The sequence below is a fragment of the Streptomyces sp. NPDC085596 genome, from assembly GCF_044541565.1.
In the GTDB taxonomy this organism is placed as follows: Bacteria; Actinomycetota; Actinomycetes; order Streptomycetales; family Streptomycetaceae; genus Streptomyces.
This window is the reverse complement of record NZ_JBITTC010000003.1, coordinates 474,995-493,281: the sequence shown is the minus strand read 5'-3', so window position 1 is coordinate 493,281 and position 18,287 is coordinate 474,995. Positions and strand designations below refer to the sequence as shown.

Genomic DNA, 18,287 nt, shown 5'->3' with positions numbered 1-18,287 from the left:
TCACCCGCCGGGCGCCCGCACGGTCGCGAGGAGGGCGCTGATGATGCCGTCTCTGGTCCTGACGGCAAGACGATTGCTGGTGACCAGGGTCAGGGGGATGGAGGGGAGGGGCGGAAGGGAGCCGATCCTCATCAGGCCCGGCTCGCTCATCCGGGCTTGCGGGAGAGCCGTAATGCCCCCCGTGGCTTTGACGGCGGAGAGGAGACCGACCAGGTCGGCACATTCCCGGACCAGCGATCCGCCTGCCGCCGCTGCGGACGCCAGAATGTGGTCCCGGACGGTGCAGGGGGCGGTGAAGGTGACCAGCGCGCCCGTGTTCGGAGCGCGGTCCGTCGGGCCGACCCAGGTCAGGGGCAGGTCGGTGATGTGACGGGTGCCGTGGCCGAGGTCACCGATGCCCAGCGCCACGTCCGCCGAGTGGTCGTGCACGAACTCGCGCACGCGGGCGCTGCGGTGGAACCGGAAGCGGACGGCCCGGTCCGGGTGGTCGCGGGAGAGAACGCGCGCGACCGCGCGCAGCAGCGCCTCGGTGGCGTGCTCGGTGGAGACGACCAACAGCTCCCCGCTTCGGGGGCCCAGCAACCGGTGCAGCGCGTCGTCGTGCTCGCCGAGCAGCCGGTACGCCTCCCGCAGTACGTCCTCGCCTCGGGACGTGAAGGCGATGTTCCGGCCCTGCCGTGTCACGACGGGGAAACCCAGCTCCGCTTCCAGACGGCGCAGATGACCGCTGACACCCGCCTGCGACAGATGCAGGGCCTCGGCGGCCCTGCGGACTCCGCCGAAGGAAGCCACGCTGACCAGGCTGCGCAGGCAGGTGATGTCGAGGGTTGCCATGGCTCATTGTCACCGGTGAACGACGTACGGAGGGGGGACTGTTCACGAATCCCGATCGGTCACGCACGCCGTCCGGTATCGGTGCTGAGGTCGAAGCATGTTCCAGCGACTTCTCCCGGCCCTGACCGTCCTGTTGTACGCCCTGGGCTACCCCCTGGGCGCGCTCACCCTCGGCCATGTCACGCCGTTCCTCCTGATCCTGCTGCGCTTCCTGCTCAGCGCCGTGCTGATGTGGACCGTCGTGGCCGTGCGGCGGACTCCGCTGCCGCGCGGACGTGTGCTCGCCTGGACGGTCACCGGCGGGCTGCTGGTGCAGGGAGTGCAGTTCCTCGGTCTCTACTGGGGCATGGCCCACGGGGTGGGGCCGGGTGTCGCGGCCCTGGTGATCGCCATGAACCCGGTCACCACCGCGGTCCTCGCCCGGCTGGTGCTGCATCGGCGCGAGAACCCCTGGGGACTCGTCGCGCTCGCCCTCGGCACGGTGGGCGTGGTCACGGCCTGCCTGCCACGGCTGCTGTCCGATCCGTCGGTCGGACCGGGACTGATCACCGTCCTGGTCGCTCTCGGTGGCTTGTCAGGCGGCTCTCTCCTCCAGGAGAGGAAGCTGCGAGCGGTGGACCCCGTCGTATTCACCGCGATCGGGGTCACCGGTTCCATCCCGGCGGCCGCCGCGCTCGCCCTCACCACCCCGCAGCACTTCACCGACCCCCTGCCCGCCGTCGCCCTGCTCCTTCTGCTCGTACTCGCCAGCGCGCTGGGCATGGTCTGCTACGCGGCCTGCGTGCGGAACAGGGGAGCGCGGGGAGCGTCGATCCTGTTCGCCCTCATCCCCGCGGTCTCCGTGATCGCTGCCTGGAGCCTGCAAGGCACGCCCCTCGACCTCACCACAGCCGTCGCCCTCACCTGTGGCGCAGCCGCCTGTGCCGCCCAGAGCCGGTCGACGCGGCCCACGCCCGACACTCCGGGCCGGAGCGGGCAGGGCAACACGTACGACGCGGCCACCGTCCCGGAACGAGTTCGCTGAAAACGGAGGCCGGCCACCGCACACCGGGCCCCGCCCGCGTCACCTACGCCAACAGCACCAGCCCCCACCTGCGGCACGCCCGCGACAGCGACGAAGGCGGCCGTGGCCTCTACATCGTCCTGCGCCTCAGCACCCGCTGGGGCGTCCGGCACAGCCACCAGGACAAGACGATCTGGTCCGAGCAGCGGCTCGACGGGGAACCTGCAGACATCGCGGAATTCCTGTGAGCGGCCGCACTCAGACCGACCGGCGGACGTACGCCGTCCAGGTCACCCCCGCGCACACCACGTACGCGGCGATGAACGCGACGTACGCCGCGTCGCCGTTGCCGACCGCCAGGAACGACTGGCGGAAGGCGATGTTGACCAGGACGCCGCCGAAGGCGCCGACCGCGCCGGCGAAGCCGATGAGGGCCGAGGTGCGGGCCTCACTGTCGTGGGTGGTGCGGCACAGGGCCGGGATCATCTTGTAGGTCGAGCCGTTGCCCAGGCCGCTGAGGACGAAGAGGGCGGTGAACGCCGTCATGAACAGGGGGAGCGAGTGGGCCCGGGAGGCGGCCAGCGCCAGCAGGGCGCCGCCCGCCATCGCCACGAAGGTCGCCAGACTCACCCGTGCCCCGCCGAAGCGGTCGGCGAGGCGGCCGCCCACCGGGCGCACGAGGGAACCGAGCAGCGGGCCGAGGAAGGTCAGGTACGCGGCGCTGACCGGAGTGGCGAACCTGTCCGCGAACTGCACCTGAAGCACCTGCCCGAAGGCGAACGAGAAGCCGATGAACGAGCCGAAGGTGCCCACGTACAGGAGCGAGATCAGCCAGGTGTGCCGCCACTTGAGCAGGACGCCCAAGTGACCGGGCGTCCGGGGCAGGCGCAGGTCGTCCATCCGGAGGAAGGCACACACCGCGGCGGCGACGATGAGCGGCACGTAGAGCAGCACCAGCAGGCGGGGATGCCCGGCGCCGACCGTGGCGAGGACGGCGAGGCCCGCCAACTGCACCGCCGGGACACCGAGATTGCCGCCGCCCGCGTTGACGCCGAGGGCCCAGCCCTTGAGGGCCTGCGGGTAGTACGCGTTGATGTTCGCCATGGAGGAGGCGAAGTTGCCGCCCCCCACCCCCGCGAGGCAGGCCGTGAGCAGCAGGGTGCCGTACGAGGCACCGGGCTTGAGCACGACGGCGGTCGTCACCGTGGGGACGAGCAGGAGCAGCGCGCTGACCACCGTCCAGGTGCGCCCGCCGAAGACGCCCACGGCGCGGGCGTACGGCACGCGCAGCAGCGCGCCGAGCGCGGTCGGCAGGGCGGTGAGGAGGAACTTGCCGGCCGGGTCGATGCCGTACTCGGGGCCGAGGAAGAGAACGAGGACGGACCACAGGCTCCAGACGGAGAAGCCGACGTGTTCGGCGAGGACGGACCACAGCAGGTTGCGGCGGGCGGTCCCGGCGCCGCCCGTCTGCCAGAAGGCGGGGTCCTCGGGGCGCCAGTCGGTGAGTTCGCGGCGTCGGCCGGGGAGCAGCCGGCGCAGGGCGGGCGCGGCTTCACGGACGTCAGGAGAGCTGGTGGGGTGAGTCACGGGCATGCGGGACCGCCTTCGGGGTGAGTGGTGCGCACCGGCCACACGGGCAGCCGGGCGGGAGTGCCGTCGGGTGCGGTCGGCTCGTCGAGACAGGTGCCGGTGCTGAGGTCGAAGACCTGCTTGTACATGGGGGAGGAGACGACACGGGTGGCTCCCCGGCTGCCGAGCAGGCCGCGGGACATGACCTGGGCGCCGCTGAACGGGTCGCGGTTGCCCACGGCGTGGAGATGCCCGTCCCGGCCACGGAAGAGGGCGACCTGATCGTCGCCGAGGAGTACGGCCACACCACGGCCGGGGACGAGATCGGCGTACCGCAGGACGGGGACCCAGCGGGCACCGTGCCGCACCTCGACCAGGACATCCGTCATCGCCCGGCCTCCTGGGCGGAGGTGAGGACGAGGTCCCGGAGCGGGCGCCCGTGCTCGCCCGGCCGGGCGGGGCGTATCTGGTCGCGTTCGGGCACGAAGGTGACCGTGGGGTCGGGCACGTCCGGGGCGTTGGCGAAGGAGGTGAAGCGGCGCAGCCGGTCGGGGTCGTCCAGGACGGCGGCCCACTCGTCCGCGTAACCGGAGACATGCCGGGCCATCTGGTCGTCCAGGTCGGCCGCGATGCCCAGCGAGTCGTCCAGCACGACGGCACGCAGATGGTCCAGGCCGCCCTCCAGCCGTTCCAGCCAGGGCGCGGTGCGCTCCAGGCGGTCGGCGGTGCGGATGTAGAACATCAGGAACCGGTCGATGGTGCGGACGAGCGTCGCCTGGTCCAGGTCGGTGGCGAGCAGGTCCGCGTGGCGCGGGGTGGTGCCGCCGTTGCCGCCGACGTAGAGATTCCAGCCGGTGGAGGTGGCGATGATCCCGAAGTCCTTGGACTGCGCCTCCGCGCACTCGCGGGCGCAGCCGGAGACGGCGGACTTCAGCTTGTGCGGGGCGCGCAACCCCCGGTAGCGCAGCTCCAGTTCGATGGCGAGTGAGGTGGAGTCCTGTACGCCGTAGCGGCACCAGGTCCGCCCGACGCAGGACTTCACGGTGCGCAGCGCCTTGCCGTAGGCGTGGCCGGACTCGAAGCCGGCGTCGACCAGGCGACGCCAGACGGCGGGAAGTTGGTCGACGCGGGCGCCGAAGAGGTCGATGCGCTGGCCGCCCGTGATCTTGGTGTACAGGCCGAAGTCGCGGGCCACCTCCCCGATGACGATGAGCTTCTCCGGGGTGATCTCACCGCCCGGCACCCGTGGCACGACCGAATAGGAGCCGTTGCGCTGGATGTTGGCGAGGTGGTGGTCGTTGGTGTCCTGGAGGGCGGCCTGTTCGCCGTCCAGGACATGGCCGTTGCCCAGGCTCGCCAGGATCGAGGCGACCACGGGCTTGCAGACGTCACAGCCCTCGCCGATGCCGTGGTGGTCGAGGAGCGTGGTGAAGTCGGTGATGCCCCGGACCCGGACGATCTCGTACAGCTCGGCGCGGGTGTGGGCGAAGTGCTCGCACAGGTCACGGGACAACTCGGCACCAGAAGTGGCGAGTTCGTCCCGGACCACGGTGGTGAGCGCCTTCAGACAGCTGCCGCACCCGGTACCGGCCCTGGTGCACTTCTTGACCTCGGCGACGTCGGTGAGCCCCCGCTCCCGCACGGCGGCGCGGACGGCACCCCCAGTGACGTTGTGGCAGGAGCAGAGCACCGCCTCGTCGGGCAACTCCGGTGCGGAGAAGCTGCCCTGCGTGGAGGGCAGTACCAATTGCTCCGGCGGTACGGTCAGCGGCCTCCCGGCGAGCGCGAGGGGCCGCAGCAGGCCGTGCGCCTCGGTGTCGCCCACCAGGACGCCGCCGAGGAGGGTGTCGTCGGCGCCGATGACGAGCTTCTTGTAGACGCCGGAGCGGCTGTCGGTGAAGGTGACGTCGAGGGCGCCGTCGGCGGTGCCGTGCGGGTCGCCGAAGCTGGCCACGTCGACGCCGAGCAGCTTCAGCTTGGTGGAGAGGTCGGCGCCGGTGAACTCGCCCTTTTGGTCGCACAGTTGGCGAGCAGCTGCCTCGGCCATCGCGTAGCCGGGAGCGACGAGGCCGTAGACCCGGCCGTCGGCCGCCTGGGCGCACTCGCCGATCGCCCAGACGTGCGGGTCGGCGGTACGGCAGGAGGCGTCGACGGTGATGCCGCCCCGCTCTCCCACCGGCAGGCCGCAGTCACGGGCCAGTTGGTCGCGGGCGCGGACACCGGCCGAGAACACCACCATTTCGGCGGGGAGTTCGGTGCCGTCGGACAGCCGTGCGGCGCGGACACGTCCGTCGGCGCCGGAGTCGACGGCGGAGGTACCGGCGCCGGTGTGCACGCGCACGCCCAGCTCCTCGATCTTGCGGCGCAGCACCGCTCCGCCGCCCTCGTCGACCTGGAGAGCCATCAGCCGCGGGGCGAACTCCACCACGTGCGTGTCCAGCCCGAGGGCGCGCAGGGCGCCGGCCGCCTCCAGGCCGAGCAGTCCGCCGCCTACGACGATCCCGGTACGGGCGCGCACGGCGTCCTCGCGGATGGCGCGTACGTCTTCGAGCGTGCGGTACACATGGCAGCCGGGGGTGTCGTGGCCGGGCACGGGCGGCACGAAGGGGTACGAGCCGGTGGCCAGCACCAGCGCGTCGTAGCGCAGGACGCGGCCGGAGGTGCTGGTGACGGTGCGGGCGGCGCGGTCGACGGCGGTCACGGGATCGCCCAGGTGGAGGGTGATGCCGTGCTGAACCATGAACCCCGCGGGCACCAGGCTCAGTTCCTCGGCGGTGGTGCCGGAGAACCAGCTGGTCAGGTGGACGCGGTCGTAGGCGGGCCGGGGCTCCTCGGCGAGGACGGTGACGTGCCAGGCGTCGGCGCCGGGCTGCTCGTACAGCGCCTCCAGGAAGCGCTGGCCGACCATGCCGTGGCCGACGAGCACCAGCTCCTTCGGAGGCCGGGGGGTGGGGGCGGTCATGGGCGGGACTCCTCGGTCGCTCGGACGGACAGCGGGGCGGTGAGCAGGGACAGCGGGTCGGGCCCGACGGGCCGGCCGGTGAGACAGGCGCGGGTGAGGGTGCCCGCCGTGGTGAGATCGCCGACGAGGACCGCGCCGACGATCCGGTCACCGCGCAGCACGAGCTTCTTGTAGGCGCCGCGAGTGGCGTCCCCGATGCGCAGCACGTCGGCGCCCTCCTCGGCGGCGTCGTCACACGCGCCGAACGCGGCGTACTCCACGGGGCCCGCGGTGAGCCGGATCATCGGCCGGGAGCCGGTGTAGCGCGCCTCGGGGCCGGCGCCGGAGAGCCGGGCGGCGAGCACGTCGGCCTGCTCCCAGGCGGTCGTGGCCAGGCCGTACGGCGCACCACGGTGTTCGGCGCAGTCCCCGATGGCGTAGGTGTGCGGGGCGCAGGCGAGGGTGTCGTCGACGATGACGCCACGCCGTACGGGCAGTCCGGCGGCGCGGGCGAGGCCGGTGCGGGGGCTCACCCCGCAGGTGAGGACCACGAGGTCGGCGTCGAGGCGGTGGCCGCTCGTCAGGGTGACGCCGGGGCCGCCGTCCAGGGCAGGGGCGTGTTCGCCGGGGTGGACCCTGACGCCGAGGCGGGCCAGCGCGGTGCGCAGGGCGGCGCCGGCCAGGCTGTCGAGATGACGTTCGACCAGGTGGGGGCCTTGGTGGACGATGTGCACGGGCAGACCTCGGGCCGCGAGGGCGTGGGCGGCACCGACGCCCAGTACGCCGCCGCCGATCACCACGGCGCGGGTGGCGGTGCCCGCGTCACGGGAGAGGCGGGCGCAGTCGGTGAGGGAGCGCAGCGTGTGCACGCCCTTCGCGTCCGAGAGGCCGGGCAGCGGCGGCAGCACGGGTTCGGCGCCGGTGGCGAGGACCAGGTCGTCGTAGGTCTCGCGGCTGCCGTCGGCGAGGGTGAGGGCGCGGCCCCGGACGTCGACGGCGACCACCTCGGTCCCGGTGTGGACCTTTGCGTCCCCGGTGGGCAGCGCGAGCGTGTCGGCACGGTGGCGCCCTGCCAGGACGTCGGCCAACAGGGCGCGGTTGTAAGGGGATTCGGGTTCGGCCCCGTAGAGGGTCGTCTCCGTGGGTCCGGCGTGGGCATGGAGCTGCTGGGCTAGGCGTGCGGCGGCCATCCCGGCGCCGACCACGGCGATCCGGCGGGACTTCACGCGGTGACCGCCACCGGCGCGGCGGGCGCACAGGCCCGAGGGAGTACCGCCTTCTCGACCCGCACCGCGCACACCTTGAACTCCGGCATCCGCGACACGGGATCGAGCGCCGGGTTGGTGAGCAGGTTGGCGCGGCCCTCGCCGGGCCAGTGGAACGGCATGAAGACCGTGTCGGACCGGATGGCGGGGGTGGGACGGGCCGGGGCGGTGACGGTGCCCCGGCGGCTGGTGACGGTGAGCAGGTCCCCGTCCCGGACGCCGAGTCCGGTGGCGAGATCGGGGTGCAGCTCGACGTACGGTCCGGGCGCGGCGGCCGCCAGGTCCGGCACCCGCCGGGTCTGGGCGCCGCTCTGGTAGTGGGTGACGGTGCGCCCGGTCGTCAGGTACAGCGGATAGGCGTCGTCGGGTTCCTCGGCGGCGGGCCGGTGGGACGGCGCGGTGAAGCGGGCCCGGCCGTCGGGGTGGGCGAAGCGGTCGAGGAAGAGACGCGGGGTGCCGGGGTGGCCGGGAGCCGGGCAGGGCCAGAAGACGCCGTCCTCGGCCGTGATGCGGTCGTAGGTGATGCCGGAGTAGTCGGCGGGCGCCCCGGCGGTGGCCCGGCGCAGTTCGGCGAAGACCTCCTCGGGGGCGTCGGGGAACCCCGTCGTGTGGCCGAGGCGTTGGGCGAGCCCGTGCAGTACGGCCAGGTCGCTGCGGACGCCGGGCGGCGGGGCGACTGCGGCTCGGCGCAGCAGGACGCGGCCCTCCAGGTTGGTGAGGGTCCCGCTCTCCTCGGCCCACTGGGTCACCGGCAGCACGACATCGGCCAGCAGCGCCGTCTCGGACAGCACCACGTCACACACCGCGAGGTGGTCCAGTGCGGCCAGCCGCCCTGTGATGCGGGCGGCGTCCGGGGCGGAGACGACCGGATTGGACCCCATGACGAGCAGCGCGCGGACCCCGCCGGGCCGGCCGAGGGAGTCCAGCAGCTCGTACGCCGACGGCCCGGAGTGCGGCAGGGCGCCGGGTTCGACGCCCCAGACGGCGGCGACATGTGCCCGCGCCTCGGGGTCCTCCAGGGAGCGGTAGCCGGGCAGTTGGTCCGCCTTCTGCCCGTGTTCGCGACCGCCCTGCCCGTTGCCCTGCCCGGTGAGGCATCCATAGCCGCTCAGCGGCCGTCCGGCCCGGCCGGTGGCCAGACACAGGTCGATCCAGGCGCCGACGGTCGCCGTGCCCTTGCTCTGCTGCTCGGGTCCGCGCGCGGTGAGCACCATGGAGTGCGGGGTGCGGGTGAACAGGGCTATGGCTTGGCGCAGTTGAGGCACGGAAACGCCGGTCAGCGCCTCCACGCGTTCGGGCCAGTGGGCCATGGCGGCGGCGCGGGCCTCGGCCCAGCCGGTGGTGCGGGCCGCGATGAACTCCTCGTCCAAGTGGCCCTCGGCAATCGCGAGATGGAGCAGACCGAGCGCCAGGGCCAGATCGGTGCCGGGCAGGGGCTGGAGGTGGAGGTCGGCCAGTTCGGCGGTACGGGTCCGGCGCGGGTCGACCACCACCAAAGTGCCGCCGTTGTCCCGCAGTTCCCGTAGGTAGCGCACGGCGGGCGGCATTGTCTCGGCCGGGTTGGCGCCGACCAGGATCACGCAGCCGGTGCGGGCCACGTCCGCGAGGGGGAAGGGCAGACCACGGTCCAGACCGAAGGCGGCGCGCGAGGCGGCGGCCGCGGAGGACATGCAGAAGCGGCCGTTGTAGTCGATCGAGCCGGTACGCAGCGCCACCCGGGCGAACTTGCCTAGCAGGTAAGCCTTTTCGTTGGTGAGCCCACCACCGCCGAACACCCCCACCGCGTCCGGCCCGTGAGCGTCGTCGGTGGCGACCATCGCCGCGGCGACCCGGTCCAGTGCCTCCGCCCACGACGCCTCACGCAGGCCGTCCGCGTCGCGCACCAGCGGCGCGGTGAGCCGGACACCAGGCGCCAGGAGCGCGGCCGAGGTCTGCCCCTTCCCGCACAGCGCCCCCCGGTTCACCGGGAACTCGTCGCGCCCGGTGACCTCGGGCACCCCTCCGGCGGGGCTCCGATGGAGCCGCATGCCGCACTGGAGGGAGCAGTACGGGCAGTGAGTGTCGGTCATGACAACGAGGCTGGCCCGCCACCGTTTCCGCCGGCGCTCGGCCGCGTTGCCCGTGCGGAACGGGACGCGCACAGGCCCGCCGGAGCGATGTGCGGGAGAGGACATCTTCCGTAACGCGCCAGCCCGTTGAGGTAACCGCGACGTGACCGGCGGGCAACGGCCGTGAAATCACGCCCCCGCAGCCTCGGTGCATGAAGACCGGTACCAGGGAGACGGCCGCCGAACTCACCGGTTTCACGGTGGGCGTCACGGCGACACGCAGGCGTGAGGAGCTGACGGCGCTGTTGCGCCGGCGCGGAGCGCGGGTGATGGAGGCGCCCGCGCTGCGCATCGTGCCGCTGGAGGACGACGCGGCATTGCGCGCGGCCACCGAGCGGTGTCTTGCCGCCCCGCTGGACTACGTGGTGGCGACCACCGGCGTCGGCTGGCGGGGCTGGATGAGCGCCGCCGAGGGCTGGGGGTACGGCGCCGCCCTCACCGCCGCCTGCCGCGAGGCCGCGGTGCTCTCGCGGGGCCCGAAGGCGACGGGCGCGGTACGGGCCTGCGGCACGACGGAGACGTATTCGCCCGCCTCGGAGGCGGTGGACGAGCTGCGCACCTGGCTGCTCGCACGGGATCTGCGGGGGCGGCGGGTCGCGGTCCAGGAGCACGGGGCGCCGTTGCCGGGGCTGGCGGCGGCGCTGCGGGAGCGCGGCGCGGAGGTGGTGGAGGTCCCGGTGTACCGGTGGGCGCCACCGCAGGACCCCGAGCCGGTGCGACGGCTCGCGGAGGCCACCGCGCGCGGCGAGGTGCACGCCCTGCTGTTCACCTCCGCGCCCGCCATCACCTCCTTCCTGGAACACGCGGAGGCGGCGGGCCGGTACGACACCGTTCTGGAGCGGCTGCGGCAGGACGTGCTGGCCCTGTGCGTGGGCGCGGTGTGCGCCCGGCCGCTGCTGGAGGTGGGCGCGGAGCCGGTCTGGCCCGAGCGAGGCAGACTGGGAGCGATGGTCCACCTCCTCACCGCCACGCTCCCCGACCGCAACCGCCACCTGGTCCCGGCCGGCGACCGCACGCTGATCCTCCAGGGCAACGCGCTGCTCCTGGGCGATGACGCTCAGGCGGAGGCGGTCTGGCTGACGCCGGGCTCGGCACGGGTACTCCGGGCCCTCGCCGAACGTCCCGGCTGGGTGGTCGGCCGCCCCGAACTGCTGCGCCGGGTATGGCCGGGCCGCGCCGCGGACGAACACGCGGTGGAGGCCGCGGTGACGCGCCTACGGGCGGCGCTGGGCCCCTACGCGAGCCTGATCCGCACGGTGCCCAAGCGGGGCTACCGCCTGGCGACGGAGCCGGACGGAGGCACCCGGTGAACGCCACGCTGCTGGCGGTCGCCCACGGCACCCGCGACCCGGAGGGCGTGCGCACGGTACGCGCCCTGCTGGACGAGGTCCGTCGCCTGCGCCCCGGCCTACGAGTGCGGCTCGCCTGGCTGGGCCTGGTGGAACCCTCGGTGCCGCAGGTACTGGCATCGCTGTCCGGCCCGGTCGTGGCCGTCCCGCTCCTCCTGGCCAGCGGCTACCACGTACGGTCCGACCTCCCGGCCCTGCTCGCGGACGCGGACCCCGGCACGGTACGCGTGACCCCGGCTCTGGGCCCGTCCCCCTTGCTCGCCGACGCCCTGGCGTCCCGCTTGGCGGAAGCAGGCCGCCCACCGAACGAGTCCCCCGTCGTCCTCGCCGCCACCGGCTCCTCCGACCCCCGCGCGCGGGCGGACACGGCGGAGTCGGCCCGCCTGCTGGCGACCCGCCTGAACGCCCCGGTGACGGTGTCCTTCGCCTCCGGAGAAGGCCCGACACCCGCCGAAGCGATAGCCGCCTGGCACAGGGCGGCCCACCCGGACGTGTCCCTGGCCACCCACCTCCTGGCCCCCGGCCACTTCGCCCACACCCTGACCGACACCGCCGCCCGCTGGACCTCGGCCCCTCTGGGCACGCATCCGTCGGTCGCGGAACTGGTGCTGCGGCGGTACGACGAGGCGGCGGTGCATACAGAGGTGAACGGTCCGGCCTGGGCCCACTAGGAAGCCCTATTCGTCACCAACAGCCCTGCGAAGGTCGTGCCACGCGACCGTCCAGCGCCCTGGCGATCTCGCCGTCGAAGGCGGTCGGCACATCGCCCACGGCAAGGCTCGCCTCAAGGAGCCCCGCGTCACGCGGGCGGCGCTGGAGAATAGGCGTCACACAACCGCCAACCCCATCCCCGCACAAGCCTCTTGCAGCGTCTCCAGCCCGAAAGCCTCGACCGGCCCCATCACCCCCGCCGTACCCCCGGACCGCCCGACGAGCGACTCCGCGGCCCACGCCATCAGCTCCCCGGTCAGGCTGTACGCGCTCGGTCCCTCCAAGTGGACCTCGGCCAGCGGTGGGTGGCCCGGAGTGTCGGTTGACGCGACGGCCACGACGTAGGACCGGGTGCGGGCCCGTTCCGTGGTGTCCGGGCCGCCTGCCGGGCCCCACGTCAGGGGGCGGGTGAGGGCGTCGGCCAGACGGCGGCCGCCGGGGAGATGTACCAGGGTGTTCGCCACCGCCGAGATCAGGGAGAGCGGTCGGCTCAGGGCGGGGAACCAGCCGTTGTACACGGTGAGGTCGGTCAGGGACGGGAAGTCCGGGGGGAGGAAGAGGACTTCGGTGCCGGAGACCAGGAAGGCGGACTTCCGGTGGCCGCGCAGGTCGAAACCGCGCACGCGGGACGCGGTGCGTTCGTCCACCAGGCGGTGCCCGCGCCGGGTGGCGGACGGCAGGGTGAGGCCGTCGCGCATGGTCGTACGCGTGCCTTGGCTGATGCCGCGCCACAGCGGCCCGGTGGCGAAGTAGCCGATGTCCAGGGCGCGTACGGCGTCACCGGCGCGGCGGGCGGCGAGCGTTCCGGCGAGGATGCCGGGGACGTAGTCGTAGCCGAAGGCCGGGAGCATGACGGCGCCGGTCTCCCGGGCGCGCTCGTCGTACCGGTCGCGCACGGTGCGGACGAAGCCGACCTCGCCGGTGGAGTCGATGTAGTGGGCGCCCACCTCGGCGGCGGCCTCGGCGACCGGGTACCCGAGGCGCTCGAAGGGGCCGACGGTGGTGACGAGTACGTCCCCGCGTCTCAAGTGCCGCCGGAGGGATGCGGGTTGGGTGGCGTCCACCAGCACGTGGTCGAGGCCGCCGTGCCGTTCGGCGAGGGCTGTCAACGCGGCGGCGTTGCGGCCGGCCAGGACCGGGCGGGCGCCCCGGCGCAGGAGGGCGGCGAGGACGAGACCGCCCGTGTAGCCGGTGGCACCCAGGAGGAGGATGCGGTTGTTCTGCTCAGGAGTCATGGCTCAGCTCCCGCTCAGGTCGGACACCAGCCGCTTGGCCAGGCGTTCGGAGGAGACGGGGTTCTGGCCGGTGTACAGATTGCGGTCGACGACCACGTACGGCAGCAGGGGCAGCCGGGCCTTGCTGTAGTCCGCGCCGAGCTCGCGCAGACGGTCCTCCAGCAGCCAAGGTGCCTTGCGGCCGAAGCTGTTGAGCTTCTCCTCGGTGTTGGACAGGCCCGTCATCCGGTACCCGGCGAACGGCCACGAGCCGTCCGCGTTCCGGGAGGCCAGGGTGGCGGCCGGGGCGTGGCACAGCAGGGCCAGCGGCCTGCCGGAGCGCAGGACGCGGGTGAGCAGCGCGCCCGAGACCTCGTCGTAGGCCAGGTCCTCCATCGGGCCGTGCCCGCCGGGGTAGAAGACCAGGTCGTACTCGGCCGGGTCGACGCCGTCCAGCGGGCGCGGGCTGTCCAGTTCGGGCTGGATCGACTCCAGATATCGGCCGACCTCGCGGAGCTTGCCGGGCAGGCCCGCCGTGCGGGACATGCTCAGTCGGTCGAGCGTCGGGGGCTTGCCGCCCGGTGTGGCGATCGTGATCTCCCAGCCCGCCTCGCTGAAGATCTTGTGCGGCATCGCCAGCTCCTCACCCCAGTAGCCCGAGGGGTGATTGGTTCCGTCGTCCAGCGTCCAGTGATCGGCCGCCGACACGACGAAGAGGACCTTGGTCATGGCTGTTTCTCCCTTCATCGCCAACCTTCATCGCCAACGTAACACCGTACGCCATTTCTGGCACAGTGTGACAGCTATGACACTGCTAGCCTCTCGGTATGAAGGAGACCACCACGCCGGGGCTGCGACTGAGGACCCGCCGACTCGTCACGGAGGCGCTGGCCGACACGGCCCTGGAGCTGTTCGACGCGTCCGGCTTCGACCAGGTGACCGTCGCCGACATCGCGCGGGCGGCAGGCATCTCCCCGCGCAGTTTCTTCCGCTACTTCGGCAACAAGGAGGACGTGGTCTTCGGCGACCGCGTCCCCACCGCCGAGGAGGTCCGCGACGAGCTGTGCCGCCATCTCGCCGGGCGCACGCCCTGGGACGCCCTGCGTGACACCTTCGTCGTCGCGGCCGAGCAGATGGACGCCGACGCGGGGCGCTGGAAGCGGGCGACCCGCGTCATCTGCCGGACCCCGGCCCTGCGCGCCCGGTACCTGGAGAAGCACCTGGCGTGGACCGGGATGCTCGTGCCGGAGATCGCCGCCCGGACGGAGCCCGGCGACGCGGTCGCCCGGCTGAAGGCGCAGACCATGGTCAACACCGCCCTCGCCTGCTTCGACGTCGCCCTGGAGAACTGGGCCGAGGACGACGAGGGCCGGTCGCTCGCCGAGCTCGTCGGGGAGATCTTCGGTTTCGTGCACATCCCGCACGCCTGAGCCGGGCGGGGCCCGTGGTGGCCGGTTGCGCGCCATGGCCGGGCCCCCAAGCATGGACGAGGGGACCTCCGGCGCGGACGCACGCGTGGGTGATCTCCGACTCGGGGTAGCCGTCACCGTCAGCGGCCGGACGCGCCGCGCGACGAGGCACTCGCGTGCCCAGCCCACGGAACAGCCCAAGGAGTGGCCATGACCGAAATCCCGCCGCCCGTCACCCCGTACCTCGAACCCGCCGCCAAGGAGCTGGCCGAGGCGACCGATCCGCACCCCCGGATCTACGAGGTCCCCCCGGAGCAGGGCCGGGCCATCCTCGCCGACCTGCAGAGCGACACCAGCGTGCCGCGTCCCGAGGTCGACGAGGAGTGGGTCGACGTGGACGCCGGCGAGTGGGGCACGGTCCGCACCCGCATCATCCGCCCCAAGGGCGTTACCGGCCCGCTGCCCGTGCTGATCTACATCCACGGCGCGGGCTGGGTCTTCGGCGACGACAAGACCCATGACCGCCTCTTCCGTGAACTCACCGTCGGCGCGGGCGCGGCGGGCGTCTTCCCGGTCTACGACCGCGCGCCCGAGGCGAAGTACCCCACCCAGGTGGAGCAGAACTACGCCGTGGGCCAGTGGGTCCTCGAGCACGGCGCGGAGCACGGCCTCGACACCTCGAGCATCGCCGTCACCGGCGAGTCCGTCGGCGGCTGCATGTCGGCGGTGTTCGCGCTGATGAACAAGGACCGCGGCGGCATCGACCTCAAGGCCCAGTGCCTTCTCTACCCGGTGACCGACGCCGGCTTCGACACGCCGTCCTACCACCAGTTCGCCGAGGGCTACTACCTCACCCGCGACGCCATGAAGTGGTTCTGGGACGCCTACACCTCCGACCCGTCCCAGCGCACCGAGAAGTACGCCGCCCCGCTCCAGGCGTCGCTGGAGGAGCTGAAGGGCCTGCCGCCCACGCTGGTCATCACCGACGAGGCGGACGTGCTGCGCGACGAGGGCGAGGAGTACGCCAACAAGCTCCGCGAGGCGGGCAACGACGTCACCTCGGTCCGGGTCGCGGGCATGGTCCACGACTTCCTGCTCCTGGACAGCCTGCGCGATACCCGGGCGGCCAACATCGCCCGCAAGATCGCCATCGACTTCCTGGGATCGGCGCTGCACCAGGACGACTGAGGCAGCCCGCGCGGCTATGTGTTGACGGTGCTTACATTGGTGGCTACGCTGATGTAATCACCGTCAACATGCGACTCAGGAGCCGCGTCATGTCCTCGTCCCCGCAGGAAACGCAGCAGGGAACAGTCAAGGTCGACCTCGGCGGCCGTACGGTCCCGGTCCCCAAGGGCGGTCTGTACGACCGGTACCGGATGGAGACCGACCTCGACGAGATCGCCCGCGATCCCCGCGTCAGCGGCGTGGAATTCTTCCGCAAGCTGCCGAAGACCCGGGTCGACTCCCCGATCGGCCCCACGCTGACCCCGAACTTCTACTACCGCATCTCCACCGCCCGGCTCACGATGCTCGCGCCCACCCGTGCCATCCGCTCCCGGCTGCCCCGCGAGCTGGCCCCGCTGGAGGTCGCGCCCGGACTCGGCCTAATCTCGGCGATGTTCTTCCGGTACGACGTGTGTGACATCGACTTCTACACCGAGGCCGCCATCGGCATCGCGGTGAAGCCCGCCCGGCACGGCAGGCTCGGCCTCTTCGACCTCGTCGCCGCCCTCAAGAACGAGCACCTCGACACCTACGTGCTCTCCCTGCCGGTGAGCACGGAGATCGCCCAGGTGCGCGGCCACGACGGCTATGGCTTCCCCAAGTGGGTGACCGGGCTGGAGGTCGACATCGACGCGCGGCGCACCACCGCGCGCGTGGCCAACGACTCCGGTGGCACGGACCTCGCGCTCTCGGCGCTCACCCCGGCCCAGACCGTCTACCCGAGCGGCAAGCGCGTCGCGTCCCTCACCTCGTACACCACGATCGGCGACGCGTGGCACTCCACCCTGAGCCAGACCAACGTGCTGGCGTCCGGCACCGCGCTCGTCCCGCGTGATGTCGAACTCGAGGTCGGACAGGGCCGGATGGCCGACGACCTGCGCTCCCTCAAGCCGATCCGGCCCGTCCAGTTCGACGTCGTGACCGAGGGCCAGCTCGCCCTGCACATGCCGGTCCCGACCTCGGTCCGCAGCCGGTAGGAGAGGAGCACCGCCATGGCCGTCGACCACGCCACCCCCGCCACCCGCTCCTCCGGACTGCCAGCGTCCCTGACGCCTGCCCGGACCGAGCGGCTCGCCACCCTGGTCAGCGCGTCGCCCGGCGCGGCGCGCGTGACCACCAACGCCCCCTACACCGGCGTACCCCTGGCCGACCTCCCGGTCTCCACGCCCGCCGACGTCGAGGACGCCTTCGCCCGGGCCCGCGTCGCTCAGCGGGGCTGGGCCGCCACGCCGCTGAGCGAGCGGAAGAAGATCCTGCTGCGCTTCCACGACCTGGTCCTCGCCCGCCAGGAAGAGGCGCTGGACCTGATGCAGGCCGAGAACGGCAAGACCCGCCGGGACGCGTTCCTCGAAGTCGTGGACATCGCCATCGTGTCCCGGTACTACGCCCGCAACGGCGCCCGGTACCTCGCGCCCAAGCGGCGCCGGGGCGCGATCCCGCTGCTCACCCACACCACCGAACTGCGGCACCCCAAGGGCGTGGTGTCGGTCATCTCGCCCTGGAACTACCCGCTGAGCATGGCCGCAAGCGACGCGATCGCGGCGCTGATGGCGGGCAACGCCGTCGTCCAGAAGCCGGACACCCAGACCGCGCTCACCGCGCTGTGGTCGCTGGAGCTGATGCGGGAGGCCGGACTGCCCTCCGGTGTCTGGCAGATGGTGATCGGGCGGGGCAGTTCCATCGGCGGCGCGCTGATGGCGGGCGCCGACTACATGATGTTCACCGGCTCCACCGCCAGCGGCCGGAAGATCGCGCGGGACGCGGGGGAGCGGCTCATCGGCGCCTCCCTCGAACTCGGCGGCAAGAACGCCATGCTGGTCCTGGACGACGCCGACATCGAGAAGGCCGCGGACGGCGCCGTCGCCGCGTGCTTCCCCTCGGCGGGCCAGCTCTGCGTCTCCATCGAGCGGCTGTACGTGGCCGAGTCGGTCCACGACGCGTTCGTGGCCGCGTTCGTCGCGCGGGCCAGGAACCTCGTGGTGGGCGCCGCGTACGACTTCAGCGTGGACGTCGGCAGCCTCACCACCGAGGCCCAGCTGAAGACCGTCACCGAGCACGTCGACGACGCCGTGGCCAAGGGGGCGCGGGTCCTCGCGGGCGGCAAGGCGCGTCCGGATCTCGGACCGCTGTTCTACGAGCCGACGATCCTCGCCGACGTCACCCCGGACATGACGCTGTGCGAGCACGAGACGTTCGGCCCCGTGGTCTCGATCTACCCCGTACGCGACGACGACGAGGCGGTCGCGCGGGCCAACGCCACGCCGTACGGCCTCAACGCCAGCGTCTGGTCCCGCAGTTCCTCGCGGGGCCGTGCCGTGGCGGCCCGGCTGCACGCGGGCACCGTCAACGTCAACGAGGCGTTCGCCGCCGCGTGGGGCAGTGTCGACGCGCCGATGGGCGGCATGGGCGACTCCGGGCTCGGCCGCCGCCACGGAGCCGAGGGCATCCTCAAGTACACCGAGGCCCAGAACGTCGCCCACCAGCGCGTCCAGGGGTTCACCCCGCCGAAGAGCATCCCGCCCGAGACCTGGGCGGCCCTGCTGACCGGCGCGCTGAAGGTGCTCAAGGCGGTCGGTTCCCGCTGAGACACCCGAAAACAGGCGGCGCGGCTCCCGACGGAGCCGCGCCGCCCGCGTTGCGGGAGACGGGCAACCGAA

The 18,287-nt window shown here is 72.7% G+C and carries 15 protein-coding genes; 7 read left to right on the top strand and 8 right to left on the bottom strand.

The features are described from left to right. Positions 1-834 carry a LysR family transcriptional regulator gene (locus ACIGA3_RS12250; protein ID WP_399713585.1) on the bottom strand — a complete coding sequence of 278 codons (834 nt, stop codon included), beginning with the start codon at positions 832-834 and terminating at the stop codon, positions 1-3. Positions 835-931: 97 nt separating this feature from the next. On the opposite strand from ACIGA3_RS12250, the gene ACIGA3_RS12245 reads away from it, so the two are divergent. Continuing rightward, the gene (locus tag ACIGA3_RS12245; RefSeq protein WP_399713583.1) at positions 932-1,858 is read left to right on the top strand and encodes a DMT family transporter; all 927 of its coding nucleotides are present in this window, start codon (positions 932-934) and stop codon (positions 1,856-1,858) included. A gap of 237 nt (positions 1,859-2,095) precedes the next feature. Here ACIGA3_RS12245 and ACIGA3_RS12240 read toward each other — a convergent pair whose 3' ends face one another. The 5 genes from ACIGA3_RS12240 to ACIGA3_RS12220 are packed head-to-tail and all read right to left on the bottom strand — an operon-like array spanning position 2,096 to position 9,681. Beyond that, a complete protein-coding gene (locus ACIGA3_RS12240; protein ID WP_399713580.1) occupies positions 2,096-3,430 on the bottom strand; it encodes an MFS transporter in 1,335 nt (444 codons plus the stop codon). Beyond that, a complete protein-coding gene (locus tag ACIGA3_RS12235; RefSeq protein WP_399713578.1) occupies positions 3,421-3,795 on the bottom strand; it encodes a nitrite reductase (NAD(P)H) small subunit family protein in 375 nt (124 codons plus the stop codon). Before ACIGA3_RS12235 ends, ACIGA3_RS12240 begins: the two co-directional genes overlap by 10 nt. Next, positions 3,792-6,368 carry a nitrite reductase large subunit NirB gene (nirB, locus tag ACIGA3_RS12230; RefSeq protein WP_399713576.1) on the bottom strand — a complete coding sequence of 859 codons (2,577 nt, stop codon included), beginning with the start codon at positions 6,366-6,368 and terminating at the stop codon, positions 3,792-3,794. The genes ACIGA3_RS12235 and nirB overlap by 4 nt, the downstream gene beginning before the upstream one ends. Then, positions 6,365-7,573, bottom strand: a complete 1,209-nt coding sequence (locus ACIGA3_RS12225) for an NAD(P)/FAD-dependent oxidoreductase (RefSeq protein WP_399713573.1) — start codon at positions 7,571-7,573, stop codon at positions 6,365-6,367. Before ACIGA3_RS12225 ends, nirB begins: the two co-directional genes overlap by 4 nt. Then, entirely contained in the window at positions 7,570-9,681 is a 2,112-nt protein-coding gene (locus tag ACIGA3_RS12220) for a molybdopterin oxidoreductase family protein (protein ID WP_399713570.1), read from the bottom strand. Before ACIGA3_RS12220 ends, ACIGA3_RS12225 begins: the two co-directional genes overlap by 4 nt. A 191-nt stretch (positions 9,682-9,872) precedes the next feature. Between ACIGA3_RS12220 and ACIGA3_RS12215 the strand changes: the two genes are divergently transcribed. Both ACIGA3_RS12215 and ACIGA3_RS12210 read left to right on the top strand, forming a co-directional pair. Then, the gene (locus ACIGA3_RS12215; RefSeq protein WP_399713567.1) at positions 9,873-11,030 is read left to right on the top strand and encodes a uroporphyrinogen-III synthase; all 1,158 of its coding nucleotides are present in this window, start codon (positions 9,873-9,875) and stop codon (positions 11,028-11,030) included. Beyond that, positions 11,027-11,740 carry a sirohydrochlorin chelatase gene (locus ACIGA3_RS12210; RefSeq protein ID WP_399713565.1) on the top strand — a complete coding sequence of 238 codons (714 nt, stop codon included), beginning with the start codon at positions 11,027-11,029 and terminating at the stop codon, positions 11,738-11,740. The genes ACIGA3_RS12215 and ACIGA3_RS12210 overlap by 4 nt, the downstream gene beginning before the upstream one ends. Before the next feature lie 156 nt (positions 11,741-11,896). Here ACIGA3_RS12210 and ACIGA3_RS12205 read toward each other — a convergent pair whose 3' ends face one another. Then, complete coding sequence (locus ACIGA3_RS12205) at positions 11,897-13,015, bottom strand: saccharopine dehydrogenase family protein (protein WP_399713563.1); 1,119 nt, start codon at positions 13,013-13,015, stop codon at positions 11,897-11,899. Positions 13,016-13,018: 3 nt separating this feature from the next. Further along, entirely contained in the window at positions 13,019-13,723 is a 705-nt protein-coding gene (locus ACIGA3_RS12200) for a type 1 glutamine amidotransferase domain-containing protein (protein ID WP_399713561.1), read from the bottom strand. A gap of 98 nt (positions 13,724-13,821) precedes the next feature. Between ACIGA3_RS12200 and ACIGA3_RS12195 the strand changes: the two genes are divergently transcribed. From ACIGA3_RS12195 to ACIGA3_RS12180, 4 genes are all read left to right on the top strand, one after another. Further along, positions 13,822-14,424: a TetR family transcriptional regulator gene (locus ACIGA3_RS12195; protein ID WP_399713560.1), complete on the top strand. Its 603-nt coding sequence runs from the start codon at positions 13,822-13,824 to the stop codon at positions 14,422-14,424. Positions 14,425-14,613: 189 nt separating this feature from the next. After that, the gene (locus tag ACIGA3_RS12190) at positions 14,614-15,591 is read left to right on the top strand and encodes an alpha/beta hydrolase (RefSeq protein ID WP_399713557.1); all 978 of its coding nucleotides are present in this window, start codon (positions 14,614-14,616) and stop codon (positions 15,589-15,591) included. 89 nt (positions 15,592-15,680) lie between these two features. Further along, positions 15,681-16,607, top strand: coding sequence for an acetoacetate decarboxylase family protein (locus ACIGA3_RS12185; RefSeq protein ID WP_399713554.1), 927 nt, complete (start codon positions 15,681-15,683; stop codon positions 16,605-16,607). A gap of 15 nt (positions 16,608-16,622) precedes the next feature. Then, positions 16,623-18,215 (top strand): succinic semialdehyde dehydrogenase, encoded by a 1,593-nt coding sequence (locus ACIGA3_RS12180; protein WP_399713551.1) that lies wholly within the window; start codon positions 16,623-16,625, stop codon positions 18,213-18,215. Positions 18,216-18,287 lie beyond the last annotated feature (72 nt).

Excerpts from the sequence above, each read along its gene's own strand:
- ACIGA3_RS12185 (WP_399713554.1), top strand. The coding sequence starts at position 15,681 with ATGTCCTCGTCCCCGCAGGAAACGCAGCAGGGAACAGTCAAGGTCGAC.
- nirB (WP_399713576.1), bottom strand. The coding sequence starts at position 6,368 with ATGACCGCCCCCACCCCCCGGCCTCCGAAGGAGCTGGTGCTCGTCGGC.
- ACIGA3_RS12235 (WP_399713578.1), bottom strand. The coding sequence starts at position 3,795 with ATGACGGATGTCCTGGTCGAGGTGCGGCACGGTGCCCGCTGGGTCCCC.
- ACIGA3_RS12250 (WP_399713585.1), bottom strand. The coding sequence starts at position 834 with ATGGCAACCCTCGACATCACCTGCCTGCGCAGCCTGGTCAGCGTGGCT.
- ACIGA3_RS12245 (WP_399713583.1), top strand. The coding sequence starts at position 932 with ATGTTCCAGCGACTTCTCCCGGCCCTGACCGTCCTGTTGTACGCCCTG.
- ACIGA3_RS12190 (WP_399713557.1), top strand. The coding sequence starts at position 14,614 with ATGACCGAAATCCCGCCGCCCGTCACCCCGTACCTCGAACCCGCCGCC.
- ACIGA3_RS12180 (WP_399713551.1), top strand. The coding sequence starts at position 16,623 with ATGGCCGTCGACCACGCCACCCCCGCCACCCGCTCCTCCGGACTGCCA.
- ACIGA3_RS12195 (WP_399713560.1), top strand. The coding sequence starts at position 13,822 with ATGAAGGAGACCACCACGCCGGGGCTGCGACTGAGGACCCGCCGACTC.
- ACIGA3_RS12220 (WP_399713570.1), bottom strand. The coding sequence starts at position 9,681 with ATGACCGACACTCACTGCCCGTACTGCTCCCTCCAGTGCGGCATGCGG.
- ACIGA3_RS12240 (WP_399713580.1), bottom strand. The coding sequence starts at position 3,430 with ATGCCCGTGACTCACCCCACCAGCTCTCCTGACGTCCGTGAAGCCGCG.
- ACIGA3_RS12200 (WP_399713561.1), bottom strand. The coding sequence starts at position 13,723 with ATGACCAAGGTCCTCTTCGTCGTGTCGGCGGCCGATCACTGGACGCTG.
- ACIGA3_RS12215 (WP_399713567.1), top strand. The coding sequence starts at position 9,873 with ATGAAGACCGGTACCAGGGAGACGGCCGCCGAACTCACCGGTTTCACG.
- ACIGA3_RS12205 (WP_399713563.1), bottom strand. The coding sequence starts at position 13,015 with ATGACTCCTGAGCAGAACAACCGCATCCTCCTCCTGGGTGCCACCGGC.